Source organism: Ectopseudomonas alcaliphila, from assembly GCF_900101755.1.
Classification (GTDB): domain Bacteria; phylum Pseudomonadota; class Gammaproteobacteria; order Pseudomonadales; family Pseudomonadaceae; genus Aquipseudomonas; species Aquipseudomonas alcaliphila.
The window spans coordinates 473,038-496,056 of sequence record NZ_FNAE01000003.1 but is presented as its reverse complement, the minus strand read 5'-3'; the positions used below and the strand labels follow the sequence as shown (position 1 = coordinate 496,056).

The following is a 23,019-nucleotide window of genomic DNA, read 5'->3' as shown; positions in this document are numbered from 1 at the left end:
CGCCCCGGCACCCCAGTAGCATCGGCGTTCTGCATAAGGAGCGAACGATGCGAACCAAACTCGATGCCTGTCTCGACTCGGTCAATCAGGTATTGCTGGGCAAAGAGGCGCAGGTGCGCCTGGCGCTGACCTGCCTGCTGGCGCGTGGTCACCTGTTGATCGAAGACCTGCCGGGCATGGGCAAGACTACCCTCAGCCATGCCCTGGCGCGCGTGCTGGGGCTGAGCTTCCAGCGCATCCAGTTCACCTCCGACCTGCTGCCGGGCGACATTCTGGGTACCTCGGTGTTCGACAAGGACAGCGGGCAGTTCGTCTTTCACCCGGGGCCGATCTTCGCCGAGCTGGTGCTGGCCGATGAAATCAACCGTGCCACCCCCAAGAGCCAGAGCGCGCTGCTCGAAGCCATGGAGGAGGGCCAGGTGACCATCGAGGGCGCGACGCGGCCGCTGCCCGAGCCATTTTTCGTCATCGCCACGCAGAACCCGGTCAGCAGTGGCGGCACCTTCGCCTTGCCCGAATCCCAGCTCGATCGTTTTCTCATGCGCCTGTCGCTGGGCTATCCGGCGCAGGCTGCGGAACGGGCGCTGCTACTGGGCGATGCCCGGCGCGATCTGTTGCCGCGCATGGAGCCGATTCTCGATCATGCCGAACTGGCACGGCTGCAGGCGCAAGTGCCCAAGGTTCGTGCCAGCGATGCGCTGATCGACTATGTGCTGCGCCTGGTCGAGGCGACGCGCAGCCAGCCGCAGTTCGCCTGGGGCTTGTCGCCGCGCGCCAGTCTGGCGTTGCTGGCCGCTGCACGGGCCTGGGCGTTGCTGGCCGAGCGTGATTACGTGATTCCCGAGGATGTGCAGGCGGTGCTGCCGTCGGTGGTGGGGCATCGCCTGCGCGAGCGCGCCGATCCCACCGGCCACGGTGGCGGCAGTCTGGTGCAGTGGTTGCTGCGCGAAGTACCGGCGCTCTGATGCGTGCAGCGCTGAAGTCGCTCTGGCGGCGTTGGCTGGCCAGGCGCATTCCGCCTGCGGCCAGCGTGCGCTTGAATCAGCGGCGCATTTTCATTCTGCCCAGTCGGGTGGGGGCGGTCTTTGCGGTGGCCCTGCTGCTGATGCTGCTGGTGGGTATCAATTACCAGAACAGCCTGGCCTACGGCCTGACCTTTCTGCTGGTATCGGTGTTCGTCGTGACCATCCTGCATACCTATCGCAACCTGGCCGGGCTGGTGCTCAAGGCGGGCGGCGGCGGAGCGGTGTTCGTCGGCGAGCAGGCGCGCTTTCGCGTACGTCTGGAGAGTCGTGAGCGCGAGCACCAGGCCGTGGCGCTGGGCTGGCCACCGTCTGATCTGGTGGTGCGCGACGTGCCACGCCAGGGGCAGACCGAAGTGGATCTGAGCCTGCCCGCAGCGCGGCGCGGCTGGTTGCGGCCCGAGCGCCTACGGGTGGAAAGCCGCTTCCCGTTGGGTTTGCTGGTGGCCTGGAGCTGGGTCGATCTGGATCAGGCTATGCTGATCTACCCGCGGCCGCTGGAGGGTGATTTGCCGCTGTCGGCGGGCCTGGGCGACGACGAGGAGGAGGGCATGCGTGCCCGCGGCCAGGGCGCCGATGACTTCCAGGGCCTGCGTGAGTATCAGCCGGGTGACTCGAAGCGGCGCTTGGACTGGAAGGCCTATTCACGTGGCCAGGGCCTGTTGGTGAAGGATTTCGCCATGCTCAGCGGCCGCGACCTGTGGCTGGACTTCGACAGCCTGGGTGGCGACAGCGAAATGCGTTTGTCGCTGCTCTGCCACTGGGTACTGCAGTTCACCGAACGACAACAGGCGTTCGGCCTGCAACTGCCTGGGCAGGTGATCGCACCGGACTACGGTGAAGGTCATCGTGATGCCTGCCTGCGTGCCCTGGCGTTGTTCGGAGCGCGCGCATGAGCAGCCTGCCGGGTATCCCGAGGATCGCCCTGACCTGGTTGCTGGTCGCCCAGGTGCTGGTGATCGTGCCGCACCTGGTGCATTTGCCGCTGTGGATGATCGCGCTATGGCTGGGCGCTGCTGGTTGGCGCGTGCAGATCTTCCGCATGCGTGCGCGTTATCCCAATGGCTGGGCCAAGGGTGGCCTAGTGCTGCTGGTGCTGGCTGGCATCCTGCTTTCGCGCGGCACGCTGGTGGGGCTGGATGCCGCCTCGGTGTTGCTGATCGCCACCTTCACCCTCAAGCTGCTGGAGATGCGCACGCGGCGTGATGCGCTGGTGCTGGTCTTCCTCGGTTTCTTCTGCGTGGTGACCGCCTATCTGTTCGAGGACGGCATTCTTGCCGCGCTCTACAGCCTGCTGCCGGTCACGGCGCTGCTGACCGCGCTGGTCGGCCTGCAGCACAGTGGTTTTGCCGAACGTCCCTGGCCGCCGCTGCGCCTGGCTGGAGGCCTGGTGCTGCAAGCGATACCGCTGATGCTTCTGCTGTTCGTGTTCTTTCCGCGTATGGGGCCGTTGTGGTCGCTGCCACTGCCCAGTGACAAGGGGGTCACCGGCCTGTCGGACAGCATGGAGCCGGCCGATATCGCCGAGCTCAGTCGTTCCTCGGCACTGGCCTTTCGCGCCAGTTTCGAGGGTGAGGTGCCGCCGAGAGGGCAGCTGTATTGGCGCGCTCTGACGCTGGAACGCTTCGATGGCAGGCGCTGGTCGCAGTCCGGTTACGCTGATGTGCCCGTAGCGCCGCAGTGGAGCAAGGCCGGCGAACCGCTCGATTACAGCATCATCATGCAGCCCAGCGGCAAGCGCTGGCTGTACGCCCTGGACGTCGGCGAGATGGCGCAGGACAGCGGGCGGATGATGAGCGACTTCCGTTGGCAGAGGCTGCGTCCGGTAGATCGGCCCCTGCTGTACCAGGTGCGCTCATGGCCCGAGGCGGCGCGTGAGGCGCTGGCCGAGCCACCTGGCCTGCGCCAGGCGCTGCAGCTGCCCGAGCAGGGCGACCCGCGTAGTCGCGCCTGGGCGGCTGAACTGAAGGCGCAGCACCCGCAGAGCGACGCGCTGGTGGCGGCAGTGCTGCAGCACTTCAACCGTGAGCCGTACGTGTACACGCTGCGCCCGCAGCCACTGGGCAGCGACAGCATCGACGATTTCCTGTTCAACACTCGGCGCGGTTTCTGCGCCCACTATGCCGGCGCCATGACCTTCGTTCTGCGCGCCGCAGGCATTCCCGCGCGGGTGGTCGCCGGCTATCAGGGCGGCGAGTTCAACCCCAACGGCAACTACATCCAGGTGCGCCAGTTCGACGCCCATGCCTGGGTCGAGTACTGGCAGCCGGGCCGCGGCTGGCGCAGCATCGATCCGACTTTCCAGGTCGCCCCCGAGCGTATTGAACAGGGGCTGGAAGAGGCCTTGGCCGCGGAGGATGGCTTTCTCGATGACCAACCGTTCTCGCCGCTGCGCTACCGCGAGCTGGCCTGGCTCAATCAGTTGCGCATGAGCTGGGATAATCTCAATTACGGCTGGCAGCGCTGGGTGCTGGGTTACCAGGGTGAGCAGCAGATGAAACTGCTGCAGAACTGGTTCGGCAGCCTCGATTGGCAGCGTCTGGCGCTCGCTCTGGTGGGCACTGGAGCTCTTCTGCTCGGCCTGCTGGCGCTGTGGTTGCTCAAGCCCTGGCAACAACGGCCCGATCCGCAGCGCCAGGCCTTTCGCACGTTCGAGCGGCTGCTGGCACGTCACGACGTGCGTCGAGAAGCAGGTGAGGGCGCACGCTCCTTCGCGTTGCGCGCTGCGCGGCAGTTGCCTGAGCAGGCGGCGCAGATCGAGACATTTGCCCGTTGCTTCGAGCAGCAGCGTTATGCCGGCGAGCCAGCTTCGCGCGATGCTCTGCGGCAGGCGTTGAGTGATTTGCGCAGAGCATTACCCTGGCGCTTGTCGCGTTAGCGACCATTGGTCACTTGTTTGACTGGGGGGCCAGGCTGTTAGCTTGACGTACCGTCGTTTGGGAGGAGCGAGCATGAGCGATTTCATCGAACATTGCCTGGGGCGCGTCCTGGCTCTGCAGGTGCGGCTGTACGCCTGTCAGGCGCGGCTGGCCGACTGTACCGACACCGAGGCATTGCACGACCTGCGCATCGCCTTGCGGCAATTGCGCAGCCTGTTGCGTCCGCTGCGCGGTCTGCCGGCTGTGGATGCTCTGGAACAGGGAGCTGCGGTGCTGGGCCGCCTCAGTGGGCCGCTGCGTGATCGTGAAGTGCTGGTGGCCGAGCTGGCGCGTCTGGGCCTGGTGCATCTGGCGCCTGCCGATGAGGCGCAGCGCGCCGCAGGTTACGCTGCCATTGCCAGCAGCCGTGAGCTGGTGGATCTGATGCTGTTGCTCGACGGCTGGCCGGCGAATTGGCGCGAAGCTGCCAGGCAAGGCCAGTTGAGCGACGTGGACAAGCGCATCCGGCGCCGCCTGCGGCGCCAGCAACGGCAACTGGCCCGCGCGTTGCGCGATCCGGCGCATGATCGTCACCGCCTGCGTTTGCTGATCAAACGCGTACGCTACGCCGCTGAAACCTACCCGGCACAGAGTCGTTTGAGCAAGGCGGCGCAACTCAGACTCAAACGTGCGCAAAGTGCGCTGGGCGACTGGCACGACCACCTGCAGTGGCTGGCGCAGGCCGACGCGATGGCATCGCTGGGCCCTTGCCGGGCAATCTGGCTGCAGGCTCAGCAGGCCGCTGAGCGGCGCGCTGATGGAGCCTTGCTGGCGCTGTATGGCGATTTTCCCAATGTGGAATAAGACGACATTTTCGCCGCAGATATGACCGAATAGCCATTGTTGCGGGCTATCGTTCAGTTACCGCCATCCCCTAAGATCGTCGCCATCGATGAATGCCGAGGTGCCTATGATCTTTTCCGAAATGCTCGAAGCGGTGCGCCGCGATGCCGATGCCGTGGTGATACCGGCCGAATGGGGGCAGGGTCGCGCCAGTTTCGGCGGCCTGGTGGCGGCACTGGCATTCGAGGCGATGCGCGCCAAGGTGCCGCGGGGCCGACCGGTGCGCTCGCTGGCCATCACCTTCGTCGGGCCGGTGGCGCCGGATGTTCCTGTCAGTTTTCAGGCCGAGGTACTGCGCGAGGGCAAGGCAGTCAGCCAGATGTCTCTGCGCGCGGTGCAGGACGGCCAGGTGGTGACCGTGGTGCAGGGTAGCTTTGGCGCGTCGCGTCCTTCGACGATTGCCGTGGAGGCGCTTGCCGCGCCGCAGATCACGCCGGTCGAGCAGTGCCAGGAGTTGCCCTATGTGCGCAACGTCACGCCGGAATTCACCCGTTTTCTGGCCATGCGTTGGGGGATTGGCGGCATGCCTTTCAGCAACACGCCGTCGCGGCAGATGGGCGGCTGGGTGCGCTTGCGCGGTGAGCGCGAGCCGCAGGCGCTCAGCGAGGCGCATTTGCTGGCACTGGTCGATGCCTGGCCGCCAGCGGTGCTGCCGCATCTGAAAAGCCCGGCGCCGGGTAGCTCGCTGACCTGGACCATCGAGTTCGTCCAGCCACTGCACACCCTCAGCAGCGAAGACTGGTGCCTGTATCGCGCGGAAATCGAACATGCCCGCGATGGATACGGCCACGTGGCGGCGGCGATGTGGACTCCGGCAGGTGAACTGATCGCCTTGAGCCGGCAGACCGTGACCGTCTTTGCCTGATTCAGTGGCGCCGGCGTTGGCGCCAGGCGCGCCACCATGCGCCGCTGAAAAGAAAGCGCGGGAACGTCACGCACTGCTCCAGCAGCAGGCGCTTCAGCGCATCGCTGTTGCTGGCGAAGGGTTCTGCTGGCTGTTGTTCCAGTCTGTGGCCGTGAGCTTGCAGCGCCAGGGAGGCGATCAGGCCGATGCTGCCCAGTGCCAAAGGCACGAATCTGAGCTGCCATAGGCCGATCAGCAGCAGAATCAGCGCTAGCAGGAACAGCGGCACGGCGATCAGGTGCAGCAGCAGATTGGTGGGATGCCGATGCTGGCTGGCATAATGACGCCATTGCCAGGCCAGCAGGTTGGGGTGACGTTTGCTCATGGGGCGACCCTCGACTCAATGAACCGAGTCTAGGGTCGTCGCCACTGCAGAGCGAATTGCTCCTGGCTATGGCGCAGATAGGCTTATGCCTAAACGGTGCCCCTTACAGGCGCAACTGGCGGATGGCCTTGCTCAGCTCGCCCGCCAACTGGGCGAGTTGCTGGCTGGTGGCGGCCGATTCGAGGGTCTGCCCGACGGTCTGTTCGGTGACGTCACGGATGCCCACCACCGAGCGGCTCATCTCTTCGGCAACCTGGCTCTGCTGTGTAGCGGCCACGGCGATCTGCGTATTGCTGTCGCGCATCAGCGCCACGGCGGCGGTGATCGCCGCCAGCGATTCGCCGGCTTCTTGCGCCAGTTGCACGCAGTGGTTGGCGTTCTCCGAGCTTTCGCGCATGAACTCCACGGCGTCGCGGGTGCCGCCCTGCAGGTTGCCGATCATCTGGGTGATTTCGTCGGTGGAGTCCTGCACGCGCTTGGCCAGGTTGCGCACCTCGTCGGCCACCACGGCGAAGCCGCGGCCCATTTCGCCGGCGCGGGCCGCCTCGATGGCGGCATTGAGGGCGAGCAGGTTGGTTTGTTCGGCGATGCCGTGAATCACGCCGACCACGCGGCTGATGTGCTGGCTGTCTTCAGCCAGGCGCTCGATGCTGGCGGCGCTCTGACGCACGCCTTGCGACAGGGCGGCGATGGATTGCTCGACGCGTTCGACCACCTGCTGGCCAGCGCGGGCCAGGCGATCTGCATTGAGCGACTGATCGCGGGTGGTGCCAGCGTGATCGGCGATGTGCTGAACGGTCGCCGACATTTCGTTGATCGCGGTGGCGGCCTGATCGGTTTCGCTCTGCTGGCTGAGCATGCCCTGACGCACCGCACCCATGCGCTCGGCCATGTCGCGGGTGCCACTGTTCAGCTCGCCCGCCACCTGGCCGACGGTGCCAACCACGCGCTGATAGCCGGCTTGCATGGCGTTGAAAGCGGCGGCCATCTGGCCGACCTCGTCGCGACTGCTCAGCGGTACACGCAGGGACAGGTCGCCGCTGCGCTCGGCTTGCAGTATCACGTCCTTGAGGGTGTTGAGGTGGCTGAGCAGAAAGCGGATCAACAGCTGCGAGGCAGCCAGCAGCAACAGCATGAGTACGGCGACCGCGACGGCATAGGTCAGCGCGTGCTGGGCGAACAGGTCGAGCAGGCTGGGCGCGTGAGCCATGATCGCCAGTTGGCGTCCATCGCTGAGGGTGGTGCGTTGTGCACCGATTACCGGCGAGTCGCCGAACCAGGCGTCGTGCTGCACGGCCTGCCAGCCGCTGGCATCAGGAGTGCCCTGAACACCCGGCAGGCTGTTGCCTTGCAGCACCTGGACATTGGCTGCGCTGGGCAGCGCAGCCTGCTGCGGCCACTGCTGGAGCAGGCGAGCCTGCTCGATTGCGGCCTGCTTGGCATCGGCGCTGCGTGCCTGCTGCTCGGTATGCAGGGCGAACAGCACCAGCATCAGGCTGATGACGAAGGCAACGGCGTTGACCGCCCAGAATTTGTATTTGAGAGAAAGATCGCTGATCCAGGCGCCCATGCTGTGATTGTCCGTCTCGCTGCGTTCACTGTTGGCTATGTGCCAGCAGTATGCCTTGGGTGGCAGCCAGAGTCTTGACGTCAATCAAGACTCTGCTGCCGCTTCATCCAGTATGGCCGGCATCTCAAAGAACCTCCTGGCGCAGGCTGTGGTTTGTGCGGCTAGCGCTTCTTGGCTCTGACCGCGGTGCAGAGCCACTTCTCGTAGTACCTCGCCGAGATAGGCTGGCTCGTTACGCCCGCTCTTGGGCTTTGGCCGCAGGCTGCGCGGCAGCAGGAAGGGCGCATCGGTCTCCAGCATCAGGCGCTCGCCGGGGATATCCTTGAGCAGCGGATGCAGATGCGTGCCGCGACGTTCGTCGCAGACCCAGCCGGTGATGCCGATATGCAGGTCAAGATCGAGATAGGCATAGAGTGCAGAGCGTTCGCCAGTGAAACAGTGCACCACAGCCGCTGGCAGCCGGTCGCGATAGTCGCGCAGGATTTCCAGCAGGCGCTGGCTGGCTTCGCGTTCATGTAGAAATACCGGCATCTGCAATTCGACGGCAAGCGCCAGTTGTTCTTCCAGGGCTTTTTCCTGTGCCGGGCGTGGCGAGAAATCGCGATCGAAGTCCAGCCCGCATTCACCCACGGCGCGTACTTGTGGTTGCGCCAATAACGCCTTGAGGGTGTTGCTGCTGGCACCGTTCCACGAGCTGGCGTCGTGCGGATGAACCCCGGCGGTGCTGAACAGGCGCTGGCCGCTGCTATCCAACTGTCGGCAAAGTGCGAGGCTCGCCTCGCTTTCATTCAGACTGGTGCCGGTCAGCACCAGCTGACACACCCTGGCTGCATAGGCACGTTCGAGCAGCGCCTCGGCCTGCACGGCGAGGCTGGGGTGGGTGAGATTGACGGCAATATCAATGAGTTGCATGGTGCCACCTGTTGAGCGCGAAGAGGCAGAATAGCAGATGCCATCCGTTCGTCAGGAAGTCGATTTAAAACAATAAGTTGGTCGCTGTTTTTAAGGTTGATGCAAGGTTGTGGGGTGGCGCGGCAGCGCTCGGCTGTGCCAATCTCCGCGCCCCTGCCGGCCTTGGAACTTGTTTGGCGGGTTTACGGTCAGTAGTCGTCTGTCGCGCATCGGCGTACAGCAGCCACCAACCGGATGAGGCTTCGGCGGCCTACCGCCATCCCTGGAGAGTCGATGTCGCGATTGCTGCTGATCCTGTGCCTGTTGGCCGCGCTGCCGTTGTCGGTCAGTGCGCGCGTGGCTGGCCCGCCGGAGGTCGGCAGCCAGGCCCGCAGTGCTCGCGATCTGCCGACGATTCGCAGCAGCGGCGAACTACGGGTGCTGGTCAATCAGAGCCGTAACAGCTCGGGTTCGGTCAAGGGTCAGAGCATCGGCGTCGAGTACCACCGCCTGCGCGCATTCGAGCAGTACCTCAATCGCAACGCCCGTGATGGCCGCAGCCTCAGGCTGAAGATCATCCCCAAAGCCAAGGATCAGTTGCTCGGCGCATTGCAGCGCGGCGAGGGCGATCTGGTCGCGCCCGGCGAACTGCTCAATGTGCGCACCGGGCACGATGTCAGTGCCAGCACGGCGATTCGTCGCGAGGTGCCACTGGTGCTGGTGTCCAAGCAGGGCAACCGGCATTACCGCAGCCTCGAACAGCTGGCCGGACGCAGTCTTTCATTGCCCGCGGGCAGTGCGGTGGGAGAGGCGCTGCGGGTGATCAACCAGCAGCTGGCTGATCGCAAACTGCCGCCCATCGTGGTCGAGTGGGTCGATCCCAGCCTGGCCGTCGAAGATGTACTGGAAATGGTCCAGGCCGGCATCTTCGAACGTACTGCGGTAGAGCTGCCGATAGCCGAACGTTGGGCCAAGGTGATGCCCAAGCTGCGCGTCGACAAGCATCTGATCCTGGCGCGCGATGGCGACATGAAATGGTTCGTGCGCCCCGATGCGCCGATGCTGCGTGCCAGCATCGACCGTTTCTTCAGCAGCTATCAGAGCCCGGCCGACCAGGATGTGGCGTTCCAGCGTGTCTATCGCCGGCTGTACAAGGTGCATTCGCCACTGGGGCGCACCGAACGACAGCGCCTGGAGAGGGTGCGTCCGGTGCTGCAGCAGCATGCCGAGCAGCAGGGGTTCGATTGGCTGATGCTGGCCGCGCTGGCCTTCAAGGAGTCAACCTTGAACCCGTCGGCGCGCGGCGCCAGTGGTGCGACCGGGCTGATGCAGATCACCCCGGCGGCGGCGCGCAGTGTCGGGGTGAGCAACATCCAGAACCTCGATGGCAACGTTCAGGCCAGCAGCAAGTACCTGGCGATGATCCGCCGCAATTTTTTCAATAGCCCGCAGCTCAACGAGCGCGAGCGCATGGCCTTCGTCCTGGCCGGGTACAACCTGGGGCCGCAGCGGGTGCAGAGCCTGCGCGCCGAGGCGCGTCGTCGCGGCCTCAATCCCAATCAGTGGTTCTTCCAGGTCGAACGTGTGGCCATGGAGCAGATGGGCATGGGCGTGGTGAGTTATGTGAATGCGGTGAATAAGTACTACCTTGCTTATGACCGTGAGCGCTATCTGCTCGAACCACAAAGACAGCGCCTGACGGCTAACTAGATATTTATTTCTTCGATATTAATTAGCGGCTTTTTGCTGTTTTTGAATCGAATGAATTGGTTATTCTGTGCGCCATTAACTCCCACACACGAAGGAAACGCTGTAATGAACAACCTGATCAAAAGCATCACCGCCACCCAGGCGAGCTTCGGCATCACCATTCTGCGTATCGTCGCCGGCATCACCTTCGCCGCCCATGGCGCGCAGAAGCTGTTCGGCTGGTTCGGTGGTTATGGTCTGGCGGGTGTCGCACAGTGGATGGAAAGCATCGGTCTGGCTCCGGGCTACCTGATGGCGCTGGCGGCCGGTAGCGCCGAGTTCTTCGGTGGCGTGGCGCTGATCATCGGCTTGCTGGTGCGCCCGGCTGCAGCGGTACTGGCAGTGACCATGCTGGTGGCCATCTTCACCGTGCACTTCGCCAATGGTTTCTTCATGAGCAACAACGGTTACGAGTTCGCCCTGGCTCTGCTGGCCATCAGCGTAGCGCTGGTGTTCGAAGGCGCTGGCAAGCTGTCGGTCGATAGCAAACTCGCTCGCTGATTCAATCCGGCAACAACGAGAAGGCCCGCGAATGCGGGCCTTCTTGCGTTCAGCTGCGAGCTATCAGGCCGTAGCGGCTTGCTCGGCCTTCTTCTCCTGTGCAGTGACCTGCTGGGCCAGCTCGATCATCTGTTCGCGCATCCAGCGGTTGGCCGGGTCCTGATCGGTGCTTTCGTGCCAGTACAGGTGGGTTTCCAGTGCCGGCACATCACCGACCGGCAACGTCACATGATGCAGGTTGTGGCGGCGGGCGAAGCGCTCCGGCACGGTCATCACCATGTCGGTCTGCTGCAGCACGCTGCTGGCCATCAGATAGTGCTGCGAGCGTAGGGCAATCTTGCGCTGGATGCCCATCTTGCCCAGAGCCAGATCCACATAGCCGAGGCCACTGCGGCGGCTGGAAATGTGGATGTGGCTCAGCGACAGGTAGTCGTCGAGGCTGATCTTTTCCTTGGCCAGCGGGTGCCCCTGGCGCATGGCGCAGACGTAGCGATCATCCAGCAGCTTGACGTGGCGCACCTGCGGGTCGGTATTGAGTGGCGCGTCGACGGCAAAATCGAGACGGCCGGCGGCCAGCTCCTTGGTGGTTTCGCGGCGCTTGGCCAGGAAGCTCTCGATGCACACGCTCGGCGCCAGACGACGCAGGCGCTGGAAAAGCGGCGGCAGGAGGATCTGCTCCGACAGGTCGGTCATGCTGATGCGGTAGGTCTTGCCGGCCTGCTGCGGGTTGAAGGTCCGGCTTTCCTGCACGGAAACGCGCAGCAACTGCAGGGCGTTGCGCACCGGGCTGATGATGTTCTGCGCCATCGGTGTCGGCACCATGCCCTGGGCGGTGCGCACGAACAGTGGGTCGTTGAAGGTTTCGCGCAGACGGGCGAGGGCGTTGGAAACCGCCGGCTGGGTAATGCCGACGATCTGTCCGGCACGGGTCAGGTTGGCCTCGGTGTAGATGGCGTCGAAGACGATGAAGAGGTTCAGATCCACCTTGGTCAGGTTCATGCCGGCAGTGCTCCAGGGGCGTCGATATCAGTCGATCATATATCGGTTATGAATGTTCATACACGCTGAAAATAGGTTAGATAAATCTTAAGCGCTGTTCTAGCATCATTTCCACAACCTCTCACCCTTTATCACAAACAGGTAATTCCATGGATTTCGCCTATTCCCCGAAGGTTCAAGAGTTGCGTGAGCGCGTCAGCGCATTCATGGAAGCGCACGTCTACCCGGCCGAAGCGGTGTTCGAGCAGCAAGTGGCCGAAGGCGATCGCTGGCAGCCGACCGCGATCATGGAAGAGCTGAAGAGCAAGGCCAAAGCCGAGGGCCTGTGGAACCTGTTTCTACCCGAGTCGGATTACGGCGCCGGCCTGACCAATACCGAATACGCACCGCTGGCAGAGATCATGGGGCGCTCGCTGATCGGCCCGGAGCCGTTCAACTGCGCCGCGCCGGATACCGGCAACATGGAAGTGCTGGTGCGCTACGGCAACGAGGCGCAGAAGCAGCAATGGCTCGAGCCGCTGCTATCCGGCGAGATTCGCTCCGCCTTTGCCATGACCGAGCCGGGCGTGGCATCGAGCGACGCCACCAACATGCAGGCCAATGCCCGCCGCGAAGGGGATGAGTGGGTCATCAATGGGCGCAAGTGGTGGACCTCCGGTGCCTGCGACCCGCGTTGCAAGGTGATGATCTTCATGGGCCTGACCAATCCGGACGCGCCGCGCCACCAGCAGCACTCTATGATCCTGGTGCCGATGGATGCGCCAGGCGTCACCGTGCTGCGCCCGCTGCCGGTGTTCGGCTACGACGATGCACCGCATGGCCACGCCGAGGTGCTGTTCGAGAACGTGCGGGTGCCCTACGAGAGCGTGCTGCTTGGTGAAGGGCGTGGCTTCGAGATCGCCCAGGGCCGTCTCGGCCCTGGCCGTATCCACCACTGCATGCGCTCGATCGGCATGGCCGAGCGCGCCCTGGAGCTGATGTGCAAGCGCGCGGTGAGTCGGACCGCCTTCGGCAAGCCGCTGGCGCGCCTGGGCGGCAATATCGATCACATCGCCGATTCGCGCATGGAGATCAACCAGGCACGTCTGCTGACCCTGAACGCTGCCTACATGATGGACACCGTCGGCAACAAGATCGCGGCGAGTGAAATCGCCCAGATCAAGGTGGTGGCGCCCAACGTCGCGCTCAAGGTGATCGACCGGGCGATCCAGATGCACGGCGGCGCCGGTGTTTCCAACGACTTCCCGCTGGCCTACTGGTACGCCATGCAGCGCACCCTGCGCCTGGCTGACGGCCCGGACGAGGTGCACCGCGCAGCTATCGGCAAGTTCGAGATCGGCAAGTACGTGCCGCGTGATGTGATGAAAGCCAGCCGCTGAGCCCGCAACTGAAAACAAAGAGGCCCGCATCTGCGGGCCTCTTTGTTCATGAGCCGTCGACTCTGACGCTCGATCAGCTCCGGCACCGCCGTTTCAGTGTTCCGGGGCTCGCCGGTCGCGGGTATGGAGCAGCGACAGAATCACCCCGCCTGCCAGCAGCCCCAGGGTGACGCCAAGCGAGAGGAGGGCGGGAACCTTGACCAGGTCGTGCAGGAAGATCTTGCCACCGATATACATCAGCACCAGCGCCAGGGCGTACTTCAGGTAGATGAAGCGGTGCATCAGTGCGGCCAGGGCGAAATACAGCGCCCGCAGGCCGAGAATCGCGAAGATGTTCGAGGTGTAGACGATGAACGGGTCCTGCGAGATGGCCAGCACGGCCGGCACGCTATCGACGGCGAACACCAGGTCGGCCAGCTCGATCAGCACCAGCGCCAGCAGCAACGGGGTGGCATACAGCAGCGGCTTGCCGCTGACCTGATCCTTCAGGCGGACCAGGAACTTGCCTTCGTGCAGCTCGTCCGTGACGCGAATGTGCTTGCGCACGAAGCGAATCACCGGATTCTGCGCCAGGTCCGGGTGTGACTCCTCATTACCGCCACTGCGCAGCATCTTGATGCCGCTGAACAGCAGGAAGGCGCCGAAGAGGTAGAGAATCCAGTCGAACTGCTGCACCAGAGCCGTGCCCAGGCCGATCATGATCGCGCGCAGCACGATCACCCCGAGAATGCCCCAGAACAGCACGCGATGCTGGTACTTACGCGGGATGTTGAAGTAGCCGAGGATCATCGCCATGACGAAGACGTTGTCCATCGACAGCGATTGCTCTACCAGGAAACCGGTGTAGTACTCCATCGCCTTGGTGCCGCCGAGCTGCCACCAGATCCAGCCGCCGAAGGCGACGCCGACGCTGAAATAGCCGGAATACAGCAGCAGGCTCTCGCGCATCTCGATTTCATGCTGATCGCGATGCAGCACGCCGAGGTCGAGTACCAGCAGGGTGATGATCAGTACCAGAAAGGCCAGCCAGAACCAGCCGGGGGTACCGAAGATGGGGGATGTCAAAAAGGCAAGTAGAGCGTCCATGAGCCCTCCCTAATGTCTGCCTGAGTTGAAAGAAATCGACTCAGTGACTCCGACATCACGGTGAGAAAGCTCACCGCCAGAGGGGCCCGGCGTCACGCGATGCAAAGGCTAACGCCGAGTGGATAGACTGCCAAGCCCCCTGACGAGAAATATTTTCCGGCGTCAGTAGACCCAGATTTCGACGCGGCGATTGCGAATGCGGCCGTTGTCCCGGTCATTCGCCGCCACCGGCAGCTCACTGCCCATGCCGGTGATTTCACGAAACAGTACGCCCTGTTTGGCCAGCTCGCGGCGCACGGCCATGGCGCGCAGTTTCGACAGCAGTTCGGCGCGCTCAGGGTCGCTCTTCGGGTCGCCGAAGCCTACCAGCACCACCTTGTCCTGCAGCTTGTCGTGCTGCTTGAGATAGTCCAGCACTCGCTGCAGATCGCGGTGGGCCTTGTTATCCAGCGTTGCGCTACCTTCCTGGAAGCGGAAGTTCACCGACAGGCGCTGCGCCTGCTGGGCCAGTTGCTGGTATTCCGCTGGCATCTGCGCATCCGCGGCGACCTTGACCGCCTGGACGGTCTGGGCGATGAACCCGCTGTTGTCGACGATGGCCTGGCCGCGTGGGCTGTGGGCGAAGTCGATCAGCGCGCGCACCCAGGGATTGGCCAGTTGCGGGTCGTTGTAAAGAAACAGGCGGCGGGCCAGAGGGTAATCCTCGGTGGCGATCAGTGTGGTGCTCGGCGGCATCGGCTGAGAATTGCCAGCCGCGACGGCGACAGCCTTGGCCTGACGGACGTAGGGCAGGCCAATGAAGCCGATGCCATTGGGATCGCTGCTGACCGAGTCGGACAGCTGGGTGCTGGATTCGAAGCGTTGCGCGCCGGCGGCGAGTGTGTGCCCGCCCGGAGCCAGCACCAGTTCCTTGAAGGTGTCGTAGGTGCCGGAATTGTCATCGCGCGCATAGGGGCGAACCTTGCCGGGTTTGCCGCCCAGTGCTGCCCAGTCGTCGATATCGCCGGAAAACAGCTGCGCGATCTGCTCGACACTCAGCGTCCCAATCGGGTTCGATGGATGGACGATGATCGCCAGGCCGTCGATGGCGATGACCTGTTCGCTCTGTGGGCTGCGCAGGTCGCCAAGGGGCGCCAGGGTCGCGGCTTCGCCATCCTTGATCGGTCGCGACGAGGCGGCCAGGTCGGCGCTGCCATCCTTGAGCGAGGTAAAGCCGGTACCCGAACCGTGGGCGGCAACTTCGACGATCACCAGGCGGCCGTCGGCCCGGCGCGCGAGCAGGCGCTGCTCGTTTTCCCGGGCGCCGTTTTCACTGTGGATATCGTGCAGGCCTTGAGCTTCGAACAGCCCCTTGACCAGCTCCGGGCCGAGTTTGGCACCAATGGTGTTGGAGCCCTGGATGCGCAGTACCGGTCGGTTGCCCTCGGAGGCTGGTAGTGCGGCGAGGACGGAAAGTGGCAGGGCGTAGCAGATGAAACCGATCAGCAGCAGGGACAGAGTACGACCCCAGAGGTCGCGGTCGACGGCAGGCAGGGCGCGCGGCATGCGGCAGGCACCTTCTAGTGGGTGGGAGAAAGTGCCGCGCAGATTAAGTCAGTCGAGTTGCAGTCATGTTACAGGGCGCGCTTTCTGCGCGCGCCCCAGTCTCACGCCAGTTCCAGCCAGATCGGCGCATGATCGGACGGCTTTTCCATGCCGCGCAGGTCGTAGTCGATGCCGGCATCCTTGAAGCGCGCTTGTAGCGGCTGGCTGGCGAGGATCACGTCGATGCGCAGGCCGCGCTTGGGGTCGTCCTCGAAACCGCGACTGCGGTAGTCGAACCAGCTGAAGCGGTCATTCACCTCGGGGTTGAGGTGGCGGAAGCTGTCCACCAGGCCCCAGCTCTTGAGGGTCGCCAGCCACTCGCGTTCTTCCGGCAGGAAGCTGCACTTGCCGGTTTTCAGCCAGCGCAGGCGATTGGGCTCGCCGATGCCGATGTCGCAATCTTCCGGGCTGATGTTGATATCGCCCATCACCACCAGCGCCTGCTGCGGATCGAAGTGCTGCACCAGCAGTTGCTGCAGGTCGGCGTAGAAACGCTGCTTGGCCGGGAACTTCACCGGGTGATCACGGCTTTCGCCCTGCGGGAAATAGCCGTTCATGACAGTGACCGGGTTGCCATTGGCATCGGCGAAGGTGCCGTAGATGAAGCGGCGTTGGGAGTCTTCTCCATCGCCGGGAAAACCCTTGTGCAGGCTCAGCGGCTCCTGGCGCGAAAGCAGGGCGACGCCGTAGTGGCCTTTCTGCCCGTGGTAATGCACGTGGTAGCCGAGCTGGCGGATCTCTGCCTCGGGGAACTGCTCATCGGCCACCTTGGTTTCCTGCAGGCCGATCACGTCCGGCTGGTGTTTCTCGATCAGGGCTTGCAGCTGATGAGGGCGCGCACGCAGGCCATTGATATTGAAGGAGACGATTTTCATGGGCAGCGGGTCCTGGGCAAAAGGCGATGCTAGCCGATCCTCGGCGCTGGCGGCCAGCGCCTGGCGGCTGTCGAGCGGTGGTGCTAAGTTGGCTGTAACCCCACCTGACCCATAACCTATAACAACAGAGGTCTGCCATGCCCAACAACGCTCCAGCAGAAGTGCGCATGCTCGATGGCGGTTACGCTCGCGAGGTCCGTTCGCTGCTCTACCATGCCTATCGTCACGAGCCGACCTTCGCTTACCTGTTCGAAGCGGAGCGACCGGGGTTCGACCAGCGCGTACGCGCTACGGTTCGCGAACTGGTGCAGCAGCACTTCGCCGAAGACCAGCCGGCCATCGGCCTGTTGATTGACGACCGGCTGATCGGCGCAGCACTGATCGCGCCACCGCAGCGCCGCCTGGATATCACCGAAAGCTGGGGTTGGCGGCTGCGCATGCTGCTGAGCACCGGTTTCAGCTGCACCAAGCGCTATCTCGAATACCACGATGCGGTGCTCAGCAGCCTGCCGCCTGGCCCCTACCACGTGTTGCCGCTGCTGGGCATTCACCCCGAATTTCAGGGGCAGCATCGTGGCGAGCAGTTGCTCGAGGCGCTGCATGACTGGTGTGCCCAGGACAGCGGCTCGCAAGGCGTGGTGCTGGACACCGGCAATGCTCGCTATCTGGATTTCTACCGGCGCCAGGGCTACGAGCAAATCGGCGAGCTGGCCATAGGCCCTGTGGTCGAGCACGTGTTCTTTCATCCCAACCCGCAACCGGTGGTCAGAGCCAGTGCCTGAACTCCGGCTGTCTGGAGCAAATGTAACGGCTCTGGCATGGGCTCTGCTCCGTGGTAGCATCCTTCGCCATGAGCGTATATGGACATCTTCAGCGCAGCCTGGCGTTGCTGCTGATCAGTACGGGCGCCTTCGCAGCGAGCGAACTCGACGTACGAATCACCCCGAGCAATTCGGCCCTCAAGGCCAATATCGAAGGTTATGTCGGCAGCCTCGATGGGCGCGACGCGCAGTCGTTGCGGCGTTTGCGGCGTATCGCCGAGAGCGAGGCCGACAAGGCGGCTCAGGCCCTGGGTTATTATCAGGCGCGCATTCGTAGCCGTATCGAAGAGGGCGAAACCCCACGCTTGGTGCTCGAGGTCGAGCCCGGCGAGCGCATTCGCCTGCGCAACGTCGACATTCGAATCGAAGGACCTGCCAGCGAGCTGTCTGCCTTTCGCGTACCCACTGCCGGCCGTATGCAGCCAGGCTCGGTGCTCAACCATGGGCGCTATGAGGACGCCAAGCGGCTGATCCAGAATCAGGCCTCGCGCTACGGCTTCTTCGACGGTCGATTCTCCCGGCAGAGCCTGGAAATCGATCCGCCCGCGGGGGTGGCCGACATCGAGTTGGTGTTCGTCAGCGGGCCGCGCTACAGCCTGGGTGATATCGCGTTCAGCGGCGATTTCCCGTTCGATGAAGAGCTGCTGTTGCGCATGGTGCCGTTCGACCCGGACACGCCCTACGATTCCGAGTTGATCGCCGAGCTATACCAGGCGCTGCAGTCGAGCGGCTATTTCGAGTCGGTGCGGGTCGATGCCATTCCCACCCAGGCTGACCAGTTGCGCATTCCCGTCGCGGTCGCGCTGCAGGTGCGTGAGCCGCGCAGCATGGGCCTGGGAGTAGGCTTTTCCACCGACGTCGGACCACGCCTGCGCGCCAACTGGACGCGCCACTGGCGCAATCCGCAGGGGCACAGCTACGGGGTGGAAACCGAATTGTCCGCGCCGCGGCAGAGCGTCGGTCTGTGGTACGACATTCCCGGCGATCCGCCGCTGACCGACAAGCTGCGCCTGGCGGGCGGCTATCAGTATGAGGAGTTGGCCAGCAAGGACAGCCTCAGCCGTCTGCTTACCCTCGGCCCGGAGTGGCACAGTCGGCGTTCCGGCGGTTGGCAGCGCGTGCTGTCGGTGAAATGGCAGCGTGAGGAATATCGCCTGGGGGATGATTCCGGCTTGAGCACCTTGCTCATGCCGGGCGTCAGCTACTCGCTGTTGCGCAGCGACAATCGCCTCGACCCGAACCAGGGCTATCGCGTGCAGTTCGACTTGAGCGGCGCAGTCGATGGTGTGCTATCCGATGCCAATGTGTTGCATGGCAACGTCATGCTCAAAGGTTTGACCACGGTATTCGACAATCACCGTCTGCTCGGGCGGGTGCAGTTCGGCGGTACCGAAACCAATGGTTTTTCTGCCGTGCCGCCGTCGCTGCGTTTCTTCGCCGGTGGCGATCAGAGCGTGCGTGGCTACGACTACCAGAGCCTGTCGCCGGAGAACAATCGAGGCGACAAGGTCGGTGGCCGCTATCTGTTCGCCGCCAGCGCCGAGTACCAGTACAGCCTCACCGACAAGTGGCGTCTGGCGACCTTCGTCGACCAGGGCAATTCGTTCAACTCGCTAGACTTTCCCACCCTCAAGACCGGGGTCGGCTTCGGCGTGCGCTGGGTGTCGCCGGTCGGCCCGCTGCGTCTGGACCTGGCCCACGCGCTGGATGACGACGGCGGCGTACGCCTGCATTTCTCCATGGGGCCTGAGCTATGACCCGGCGCCTGCTGAAAGGGGTGGCTGTCGGGCTGCTCTGTCTGCTGCTGTCGGTCGTCGCCGTGTTGTGGACGCTGCTCGGTACCCAAGGTGGCAGCCGCTGGTTGCTGGCGCAGGTGCCAGGTCTGCAAGTCGACAACTTCGAAGGGCGTCTTGGCGGTGCCTGGCAGGTCGATGCGCTGATCTGGCAGCAGGACGAGATGCGTGTCGAGTTGCAGCAGCTGGACATGGCCTGGTCGCCGTCCTGCCTGCTGCGCCTGACGCTGTGTATCGATCGCCTGCATCTGCAGCGGGCCGCGCTGAACCTGCCGCCAGGCGGCGAGACGAGCAGCGAGCCGCTCAGCCTGCCAAACCTCAATCTGCCGCTGCGCTTGCAGCTGGGCGATATCCAGCTGGGCGAACTGCGTCTGGATGGCCAGGCGCAACTGAGCGATCTCGAACTGATTGCCAGCTGGAACGAACAGGGCGTCGACCTGCAGCGGCTGGCCGTGCAGCGTGATGACTTGCGCCTGGATGCCAGCGGTCGGCTGACGCCACAGGGCAATTGGCCGCTGGCATTGAGCGGGCGTCTGCAGTTGCCGGAGGTCGATGGCAAACCCTGGCAGGTGGCGTTGCAGATCGGCGGTGAACTGCAGGGTAGCCTTGAACTCGACGCCGACAGCAGCGGTTATCTCGATGCGCGTCTGCAAGGCAGGGTGCAGGCGCTGGCCGAGCACTTGCCGGCCGAGCTACGTCTGACCAGTCGCGACTTCCAGGCCAGCAGCGCCTTGCCGCCAACCCTGCGCTTGCAGGCGCTGCAACTGCAGGCCAAAGGTGATCTGGCCAGCGGCTATCGCATCGAAGGCACGGCCAATCTGCCAGCCGAGCAGGCACCGATGCCGTTGCAACTCAGTGGGCGTGTCGATGCCGTCGGCGCGGATATCGAGCTGTTGCGCATCCAGGCCGAAGCGCAGCATCTGCAGCTCGAGGGCAAATTGGCTTGGAGCGAAGCCTTCAGCGTCGATGCGCAGCTCGACTGGCTGGACTTCCCCTGGCAGCGCCTCTATCCGATGGACGAGCCGCCACCCGTGGCGTTGCGCACCCTGCAGGCAGAAGTCAGCTACAGCGCAGGCAATTACCTGGGTAACTTCGCGGCGCAATTGCAGGGGCCGGCTGGGGACTTCAGCCTGAGCAGTCCGGTCAGTGGCGACCTCGGCCAGGTGAGTCTGCCGCAATTGCAATTGATAGCTGGCCAGGGCCGCGCCGAAGGGGTGGTCAAGGTCGGTTTTGCCGAAGGTATCGACTGGCAGGCCATGCTGCAGCTCAGCGCCCTCGACCCGGGTTACTGGTTGGCGGAGATGCCGGGTAACCTGGCCGGGCCGCTGAACACTACAGGCACCTTCAATGCCGGTGCGCTGCAGGCCAAGGCCGACATCGACCTCAACGGCCGTCTGCGTGGCCAGCCCGCGCAATTGCAGGTACAGGGTGCAGGTGCTGGCGAACAGTGGCAGCTCGAGCGATTGCTGGTGCGCCTGGGCGACAACCGGGTCAGCGGCCAGGGCGCATTGGATCAGCGTTTGCGTGGTCAGCTGGAGCTGGCCTTGCCGCGTCTGGGGCAACTCTGGCCCGGTCTGCAAGGGCAGGTGCAAGGCCAGCTGTCCCTGGCGGGCACCTTGCAGGCGCCGCAAGGCCAGCTTGCGTTGAGCGGTGAGCGTCTGGCCTTTGGCGATCCCAGCCTGCGGCGACTGCAGTTGGACGCGACGCTCGATGCCCGCCAGCAGGCGCGCATCGGTTTGAATCTGCGCGGCATCCGTATCGGCGATACCTATCTTGGGCGCTTGCAGGCCGATGGCCGAGGCGATCAACGCCGGCAGGCGCTGGACATCGATCTGCAAGGCCCGCTGCTGCAAATGGCGCTGGCACTGGACGGCAACCTCAGCGAGCAGGGCGACTGGCGCGGGCGTATCGCCAGCGGCCGGGTGCAGAGCGGCGGGCAGGATTGGCAGTTGCAGCAGGCGGCGAGTCTGGAGCGCCTGGCCAGTGGCCGGCTGAACCTCGGCGCGCATTGCTGGCAATCCGGCGATGCCAGTCTGTGCGGCGGCCAGCAGCGACTGATGCCGCTGCCCAGCCTGGACTGGCGCCTGGAGAATTTCCCGTTGGCCAGCCTGCAGCCCTGGCTGCCCGAGGATTTCGCCTGGCAGGGGCGCCTGGATGGTCAGCTCAAGGTCGAGCTTCCCGACAGCGGTCCCAATGGCCGGGTCACACTCGATGCCGGTGGTGGCAATCTGCGCATTCGTCAGCCGGATGAAGAGCAGTGGCTGGACTTTCCTTACGACAGCCTGCGCCTGGACAGCACCCTGCGCCCGCAGCGAGTAGACAGCGAACTGCGCTTCGTCAGTGCTCGTCTGGGGGAGCTGGTTCTGCAGGCACAGATCGACCCGCGCCCTGCGAACAAGCCGGTCAGCGGTGAGTTTCGTCTCAGCGGTTTCGATCTGGCCGTATTGCGTCCTTTCGTGCCGATGGCGGAAAAGCTCGAAGGCAAGCTACAGGGCAGCGGCAGCATAACCGGCCACCTGTTGGCGCCACAGATCAACGGCCAACTGCGCCTGGATGGCGGTGAGCTGTCCGGCAGCGAACTGCCGATCAGCCTGGAGAACCTGCAATTGCAGGCGTTGATCGCGGGTGAGCGGGTGCAGCTCTCCGGCGACTGGCGCAGCGGTGAGCAGGGGCGAGGCAATCTGCGTGGCGAACTGACCTGGGCCGAGGGGCTGAGCGGCGATCTTGCGTTGCAGGGGCAGCGCTTGCCGGTGAAGGTCGAGCCCTATGCCGAGCTGGAAGTCGAGCCCGATCTGCAATTGCAGCTGCGTGCCCAGCGTCTGGCCGTCAGCGGCAAGGTTGGCGTGCCGCGTGGCCTGATCAGCGTGCGTGAACTGCCGCCATCGACGGTGAAGGTTTCCGCTGATGCGCGGGTGGTCGGTCGTGACGTACCGGAGGCCGAGCAGGGCATGGGCATCGCCATGGATGTCGATGTCGAGGTGGGGCAGGACAAGCTGGCCTTCAGCGGCTTCGGCCTGACTGCGGACCTGCGCGGGCGCGTGCATATCGGCGATAACCTCGATACTCGTGGCGAGCTGGATCTGGTCAATGGTCGCTATCGTGCCTACGGCCAGCGCCTGACCATTCGCCGCGCGCGCCTGCTGTTCACCGGCCCCATCGACCAGCCGTTCCTCGATGTAGAGGCGATTCGCCGGGTCGACACGGTGGTGGCCGGCATTCGCTTGTCTGGCAGCGCCGAGCAGCCCAGCACCACGGTCTTCGCCGAGCCGGCCATGAGCCAGGAACAGGCGCTGTCCTATCTGGTGCTGGGCCGGCCTTTGGGGCAAAGCACGGGTGACAACAACATGCTTGGCCAGGCCGCGCTGGCGCTCGGTCTGGCCGGCAGCAGTTCGCTCACCACCAGCCTGGCCACCAGTCTGGGTATTCAGGATTTCCAGCTCGACACCGAGGGCAGTGGCGTGACCACCAGTGTGGTGGCCAGCGGCAACATCACCGAGCGTCTGAGTCTGCGTTACGGCGTGGGCGTGTTCGAGCCGGCCAACACCATCGCCCTGCGCTACGAGCTGAGCCGGCGCCTGTACCTGGAGGCGGCCAGCGGTCTGGCCAGTTCGCTCGACCTGTTCTATCGCCGGGATTTCTGATGATCGCGCGGTCTTTTGCTAAATCCCTACTTGGCCGCGGGTGTATCGGCAGCGCTTCTGCGCTAGTCTGGACGCATGGTCGGGCCGTGACCTGCCATTCGATGGGCCGTTCGCCTCG

The 23,019-nt window shown here is 64.2% G+C and carries 18 protein-coding genes; 11 read left to right on the top strand and 7 right to left on the bottom strand.

Going from position 1 to position 23,019, the window contains the following annotated elements:
- Positions 1 to 47: 47 nt before the first annotated feature.
- The 5 genes from BLR77_RS13960 (at position 48) to BLR77_RS13940 (ending at position 5,648) form a co-directional block, all read left to right on the top strand.
- Positions 48 to 965: an AAA family ATPase gene (locus BLR77_RS13960; RefSeq protein WP_074678719.1), complete on the top strand. Its 918-nt coding sequence runs from the start codon at positions 48 to 50 to the stop codon at positions 963 to 965.
- Positions 965 to 1,918 carry a DUF58 domain-containing protein gene (locus BLR77_RS13955; RefSeq protein WP_074678717.1) on the top strand — a complete coding sequence of 318 codons (954 nt, stop codon included), beginning with the start codon at positions 965 to 967 and terminating at the stop codon, positions 1,916 to 1,918. Before BLR77_RS13960 ends, BLR77_RS13955 begins: the two co-directional genes overlap by 1 nt.
- Positions 1,915 to 3,900, top strand: a complete 1,986-nt coding sequence (locus BLR77_RS13950) for a transglutaminase TgpA family protein (RefSeq protein ID WP_074678715.1) — start codon at positions 1,915 to 1,917, stop codon at positions 3,898 to 3,900. Before BLR77_RS13955 ends, BLR77_RS13950 begins: the two co-directional genes overlap by 4 nt.
- 73 nt (positions 3,901 to 3,973) lie before the next feature.
- The gene (locus BLR77_RS13945) at positions 3,974 to 4,744 is read left to right on the top strand and encodes a CHAD domain-containing protein (RefSeq protein ID WP_074678713.1); all 771 of its coding nucleotides are present in this window, start codon (positions 3,974 to 3,976) and stop codon (positions 4,742 to 4,744) included.
- Positions 4,745 to 4,850: 106 nt separating this feature from the next.
- On the top strand, positions 4,851 to 5,648 hold the full coding sequence (locus BLR77_RS13940) for an acyl-CoA thioesterase (RefSeq protein ID WP_074678933.1): 798 nt from the start codon (positions 4,851 to 4,853) through the stop codon (positions 5,646 to 5,648).
- 1 nt (position 5,649) lies between these two features.
- Here BLR77_RS13940 and BLR77_RS13935 read toward each other — a convergent pair whose 3' ends face one another.
- The 3 genes from BLR77_RS13935 to BLR77_RS13925 all read right to left on the bottom strand — a co-directional run bounded on the left by BLR77_RS13935 (position 5,650) and on the right by BLR77_RS13925 (position 8,494).
- The gene (locus BLR77_RS13935) at positions 5,650 to 6,012 is read right to left on the bottom strand and encodes an Mpo1-like protein (protein ID WP_074678711.1); all 363 of its coding nucleotides are present in this window, start codon (positions 6,010 to 6,012) and stop codon (positions 5,650 to 5,652) included.
- A gap of 103 nt (positions 6,013 to 6,115) precedes the next feature.
- Positions 6,116 to 7,582: a methyl-accepting chemotaxis protein gene (locus tag BLR77_RS13930; RefSeq protein WP_074678709.1), complete on the bottom strand. Its 1,467-nt coding sequence runs from the start codon at positions 7,580 to 7,582 to the stop codon at positions 6,116 to 6,118.
- Between the two features lie 84 nt (positions 7,583 to 7,666).
- Positions 7,667 to 8,494: a TatD family hydrolase gene (locus BLR77_RS13925; protein WP_074678707.1), complete on the bottom strand. Its 828-nt coding sequence runs from the start codon at positions 8,492 to 8,494 to the stop codon at positions 7,667 to 7,669.
- Between the two features lie 273 nt (positions 8,495 to 8,767).
- Between BLR77_RS13925 and BLR77_RS13920 the strand changes: the two genes are divergently transcribed.
- Both BLR77_RS13920 and BLR77_RS13915 read left to right on the top strand, forming a co-directional pair.
- The gene (locus BLR77_RS13920; protein ID WP_074678705.1) at positions 8,768 to 10,183 is read left to right on the top strand and encodes an MltF family protein; all 1,416 of its coding nucleotides are present in this window, start codon (positions 8,768 to 8,770) and stop codon (positions 10,181 to 10,183) included.
- Positions 10,184 to 10,288: 105 nt separating this feature from the next.
- Positions 10,289 to 10,723: a DoxX family protein gene (locus tag BLR77_RS13915; RefSeq protein ID WP_074678703.1), complete on the top strand. Its 435-nt coding sequence runs from the start codon at positions 10,289 to 10,291 to the stop codon at positions 10,721 to 10,723.
- A gap of 63 nt (positions 10,724 to 10,786) precedes the next feature.
- On the opposite strand, the gene BLR77_RS13910 is transcribed toward BLR77_RS13915, so the two are convergent.
- Positions 10,787 to 11,722, bottom strand: coding sequence for a LysR family transcriptional regulator (locus BLR77_RS13910; protein WP_074678701.1), 936 nt, complete (start codon positions 11,720 to 11,722; stop codon positions 10,787 to 10,789).
- Positions 11,723 to 11,871: 149 nt separating this feature from the next.
- Here BLR77_RS13910 and BLR77_RS13905 point away from each other — a divergent pair, with 149 nt between their 5' ends.
- The gene (locus tag BLR77_RS13905; protein WP_074678699.1) at positions 11,872 to 13,101 is read left to right on the top strand and encodes an acyl-CoA dehydrogenase; all 1,230 of its coding nucleotides are present in this window, start codon (positions 11,872 to 11,874) and stop codon (positions 13,099 to 13,101) included.
- Between the two features lie 93 nt (positions 13,102 to 13,194).
- Here BLR77_RS13905 and BLR77_RS13900 read toward each other — a convergent pair whose 3' ends face one another.
- The 3 genes from BLR77_RS13900 to xthA all read right to left on the bottom strand — a co-directional run bounded on the left by BLR77_RS13900 (position 13,195) and on the right by xthA (position 16,646).
- Positions 13,195 to 14,187: a TerC family protein gene (locus tag BLR77_RS13900; RefSeq protein ID WP_074678697.1), complete on the bottom strand. Its 993-nt coding sequence runs from the start codon at positions 14,185 to 14,187 to the stop codon at positions 13,195 to 13,197.
- A 162-nt stretch (positions 14,188 to 14,349) separates the two neighbouring features.
- Positions 14,350 to 15,732, bottom strand: coding sequence for a substrate-binding domain-containing protein (locus BLR77_RS13895; protein ID WP_074678695.1), 1,383 nt, complete (start codon positions 15,730 to 15,732; stop codon positions 14,350 to 14,352).
- Positions 15,733 to 15,833: 101 nt separating this feature from the next.
- Positions 15,834 to 16,646: an exodeoxyribonuclease III gene (xthA, locus tag BLR77_RS13890; RefSeq protein WP_074678693.1), complete on the bottom strand. Its 813-nt coding sequence runs from the start codon at positions 16,644 to 16,646 to the stop codon at positions 15,834 to 15,836.
- A 137-nt stretch (positions 16,647 to 16,783) separates the two neighbouring features.
- Here xthA and BLR77_RS13885 point away from each other — a divergent pair, with 137 nt between their 5' ends.
- From BLR77_RS13885 to BLR77_RS13875, 3 genes are all read left to right on the top strand, one after another.
- Entirely contained in the window at positions 16,784 to 17,428 is a 645-nt protein-coding gene (locus BLR77_RS13885) for a GNAT family N-acetyltransferase (protein ID WP_074678691.1), read from the top strand.
- 68 nt (positions 17,429 to 17,496) lie between these two features.
- Complete coding sequence (locus BLR77_RS13880) at positions 17,497 to 19,224, top strand: autotransporter assembly complex protein TamA (protein ID WP_074678689.1); 1,728 nt, start codon at positions 17,497 to 17,499, stop codon at positions 19,222 to 19,224.
- Positions 19,221 to 22,901 carry a translocation/assembly module TamB domain-containing protein gene (locus BLR77_RS13875; protein WP_074678687.1) on the top strand — a complete coding sequence of 1,227 codons (3,681 nt, stop codon included), beginning with the start codon at positions 19,221 to 19,223 and terminating at the stop codon, positions 22,899 to 22,901. Before BLR77_RS13880 ends, BLR77_RS13875 begins: the two co-directional genes overlap by 4 nt.
- Positions 22,902 to 23,019: the final 118 nt, after the last annotated feature.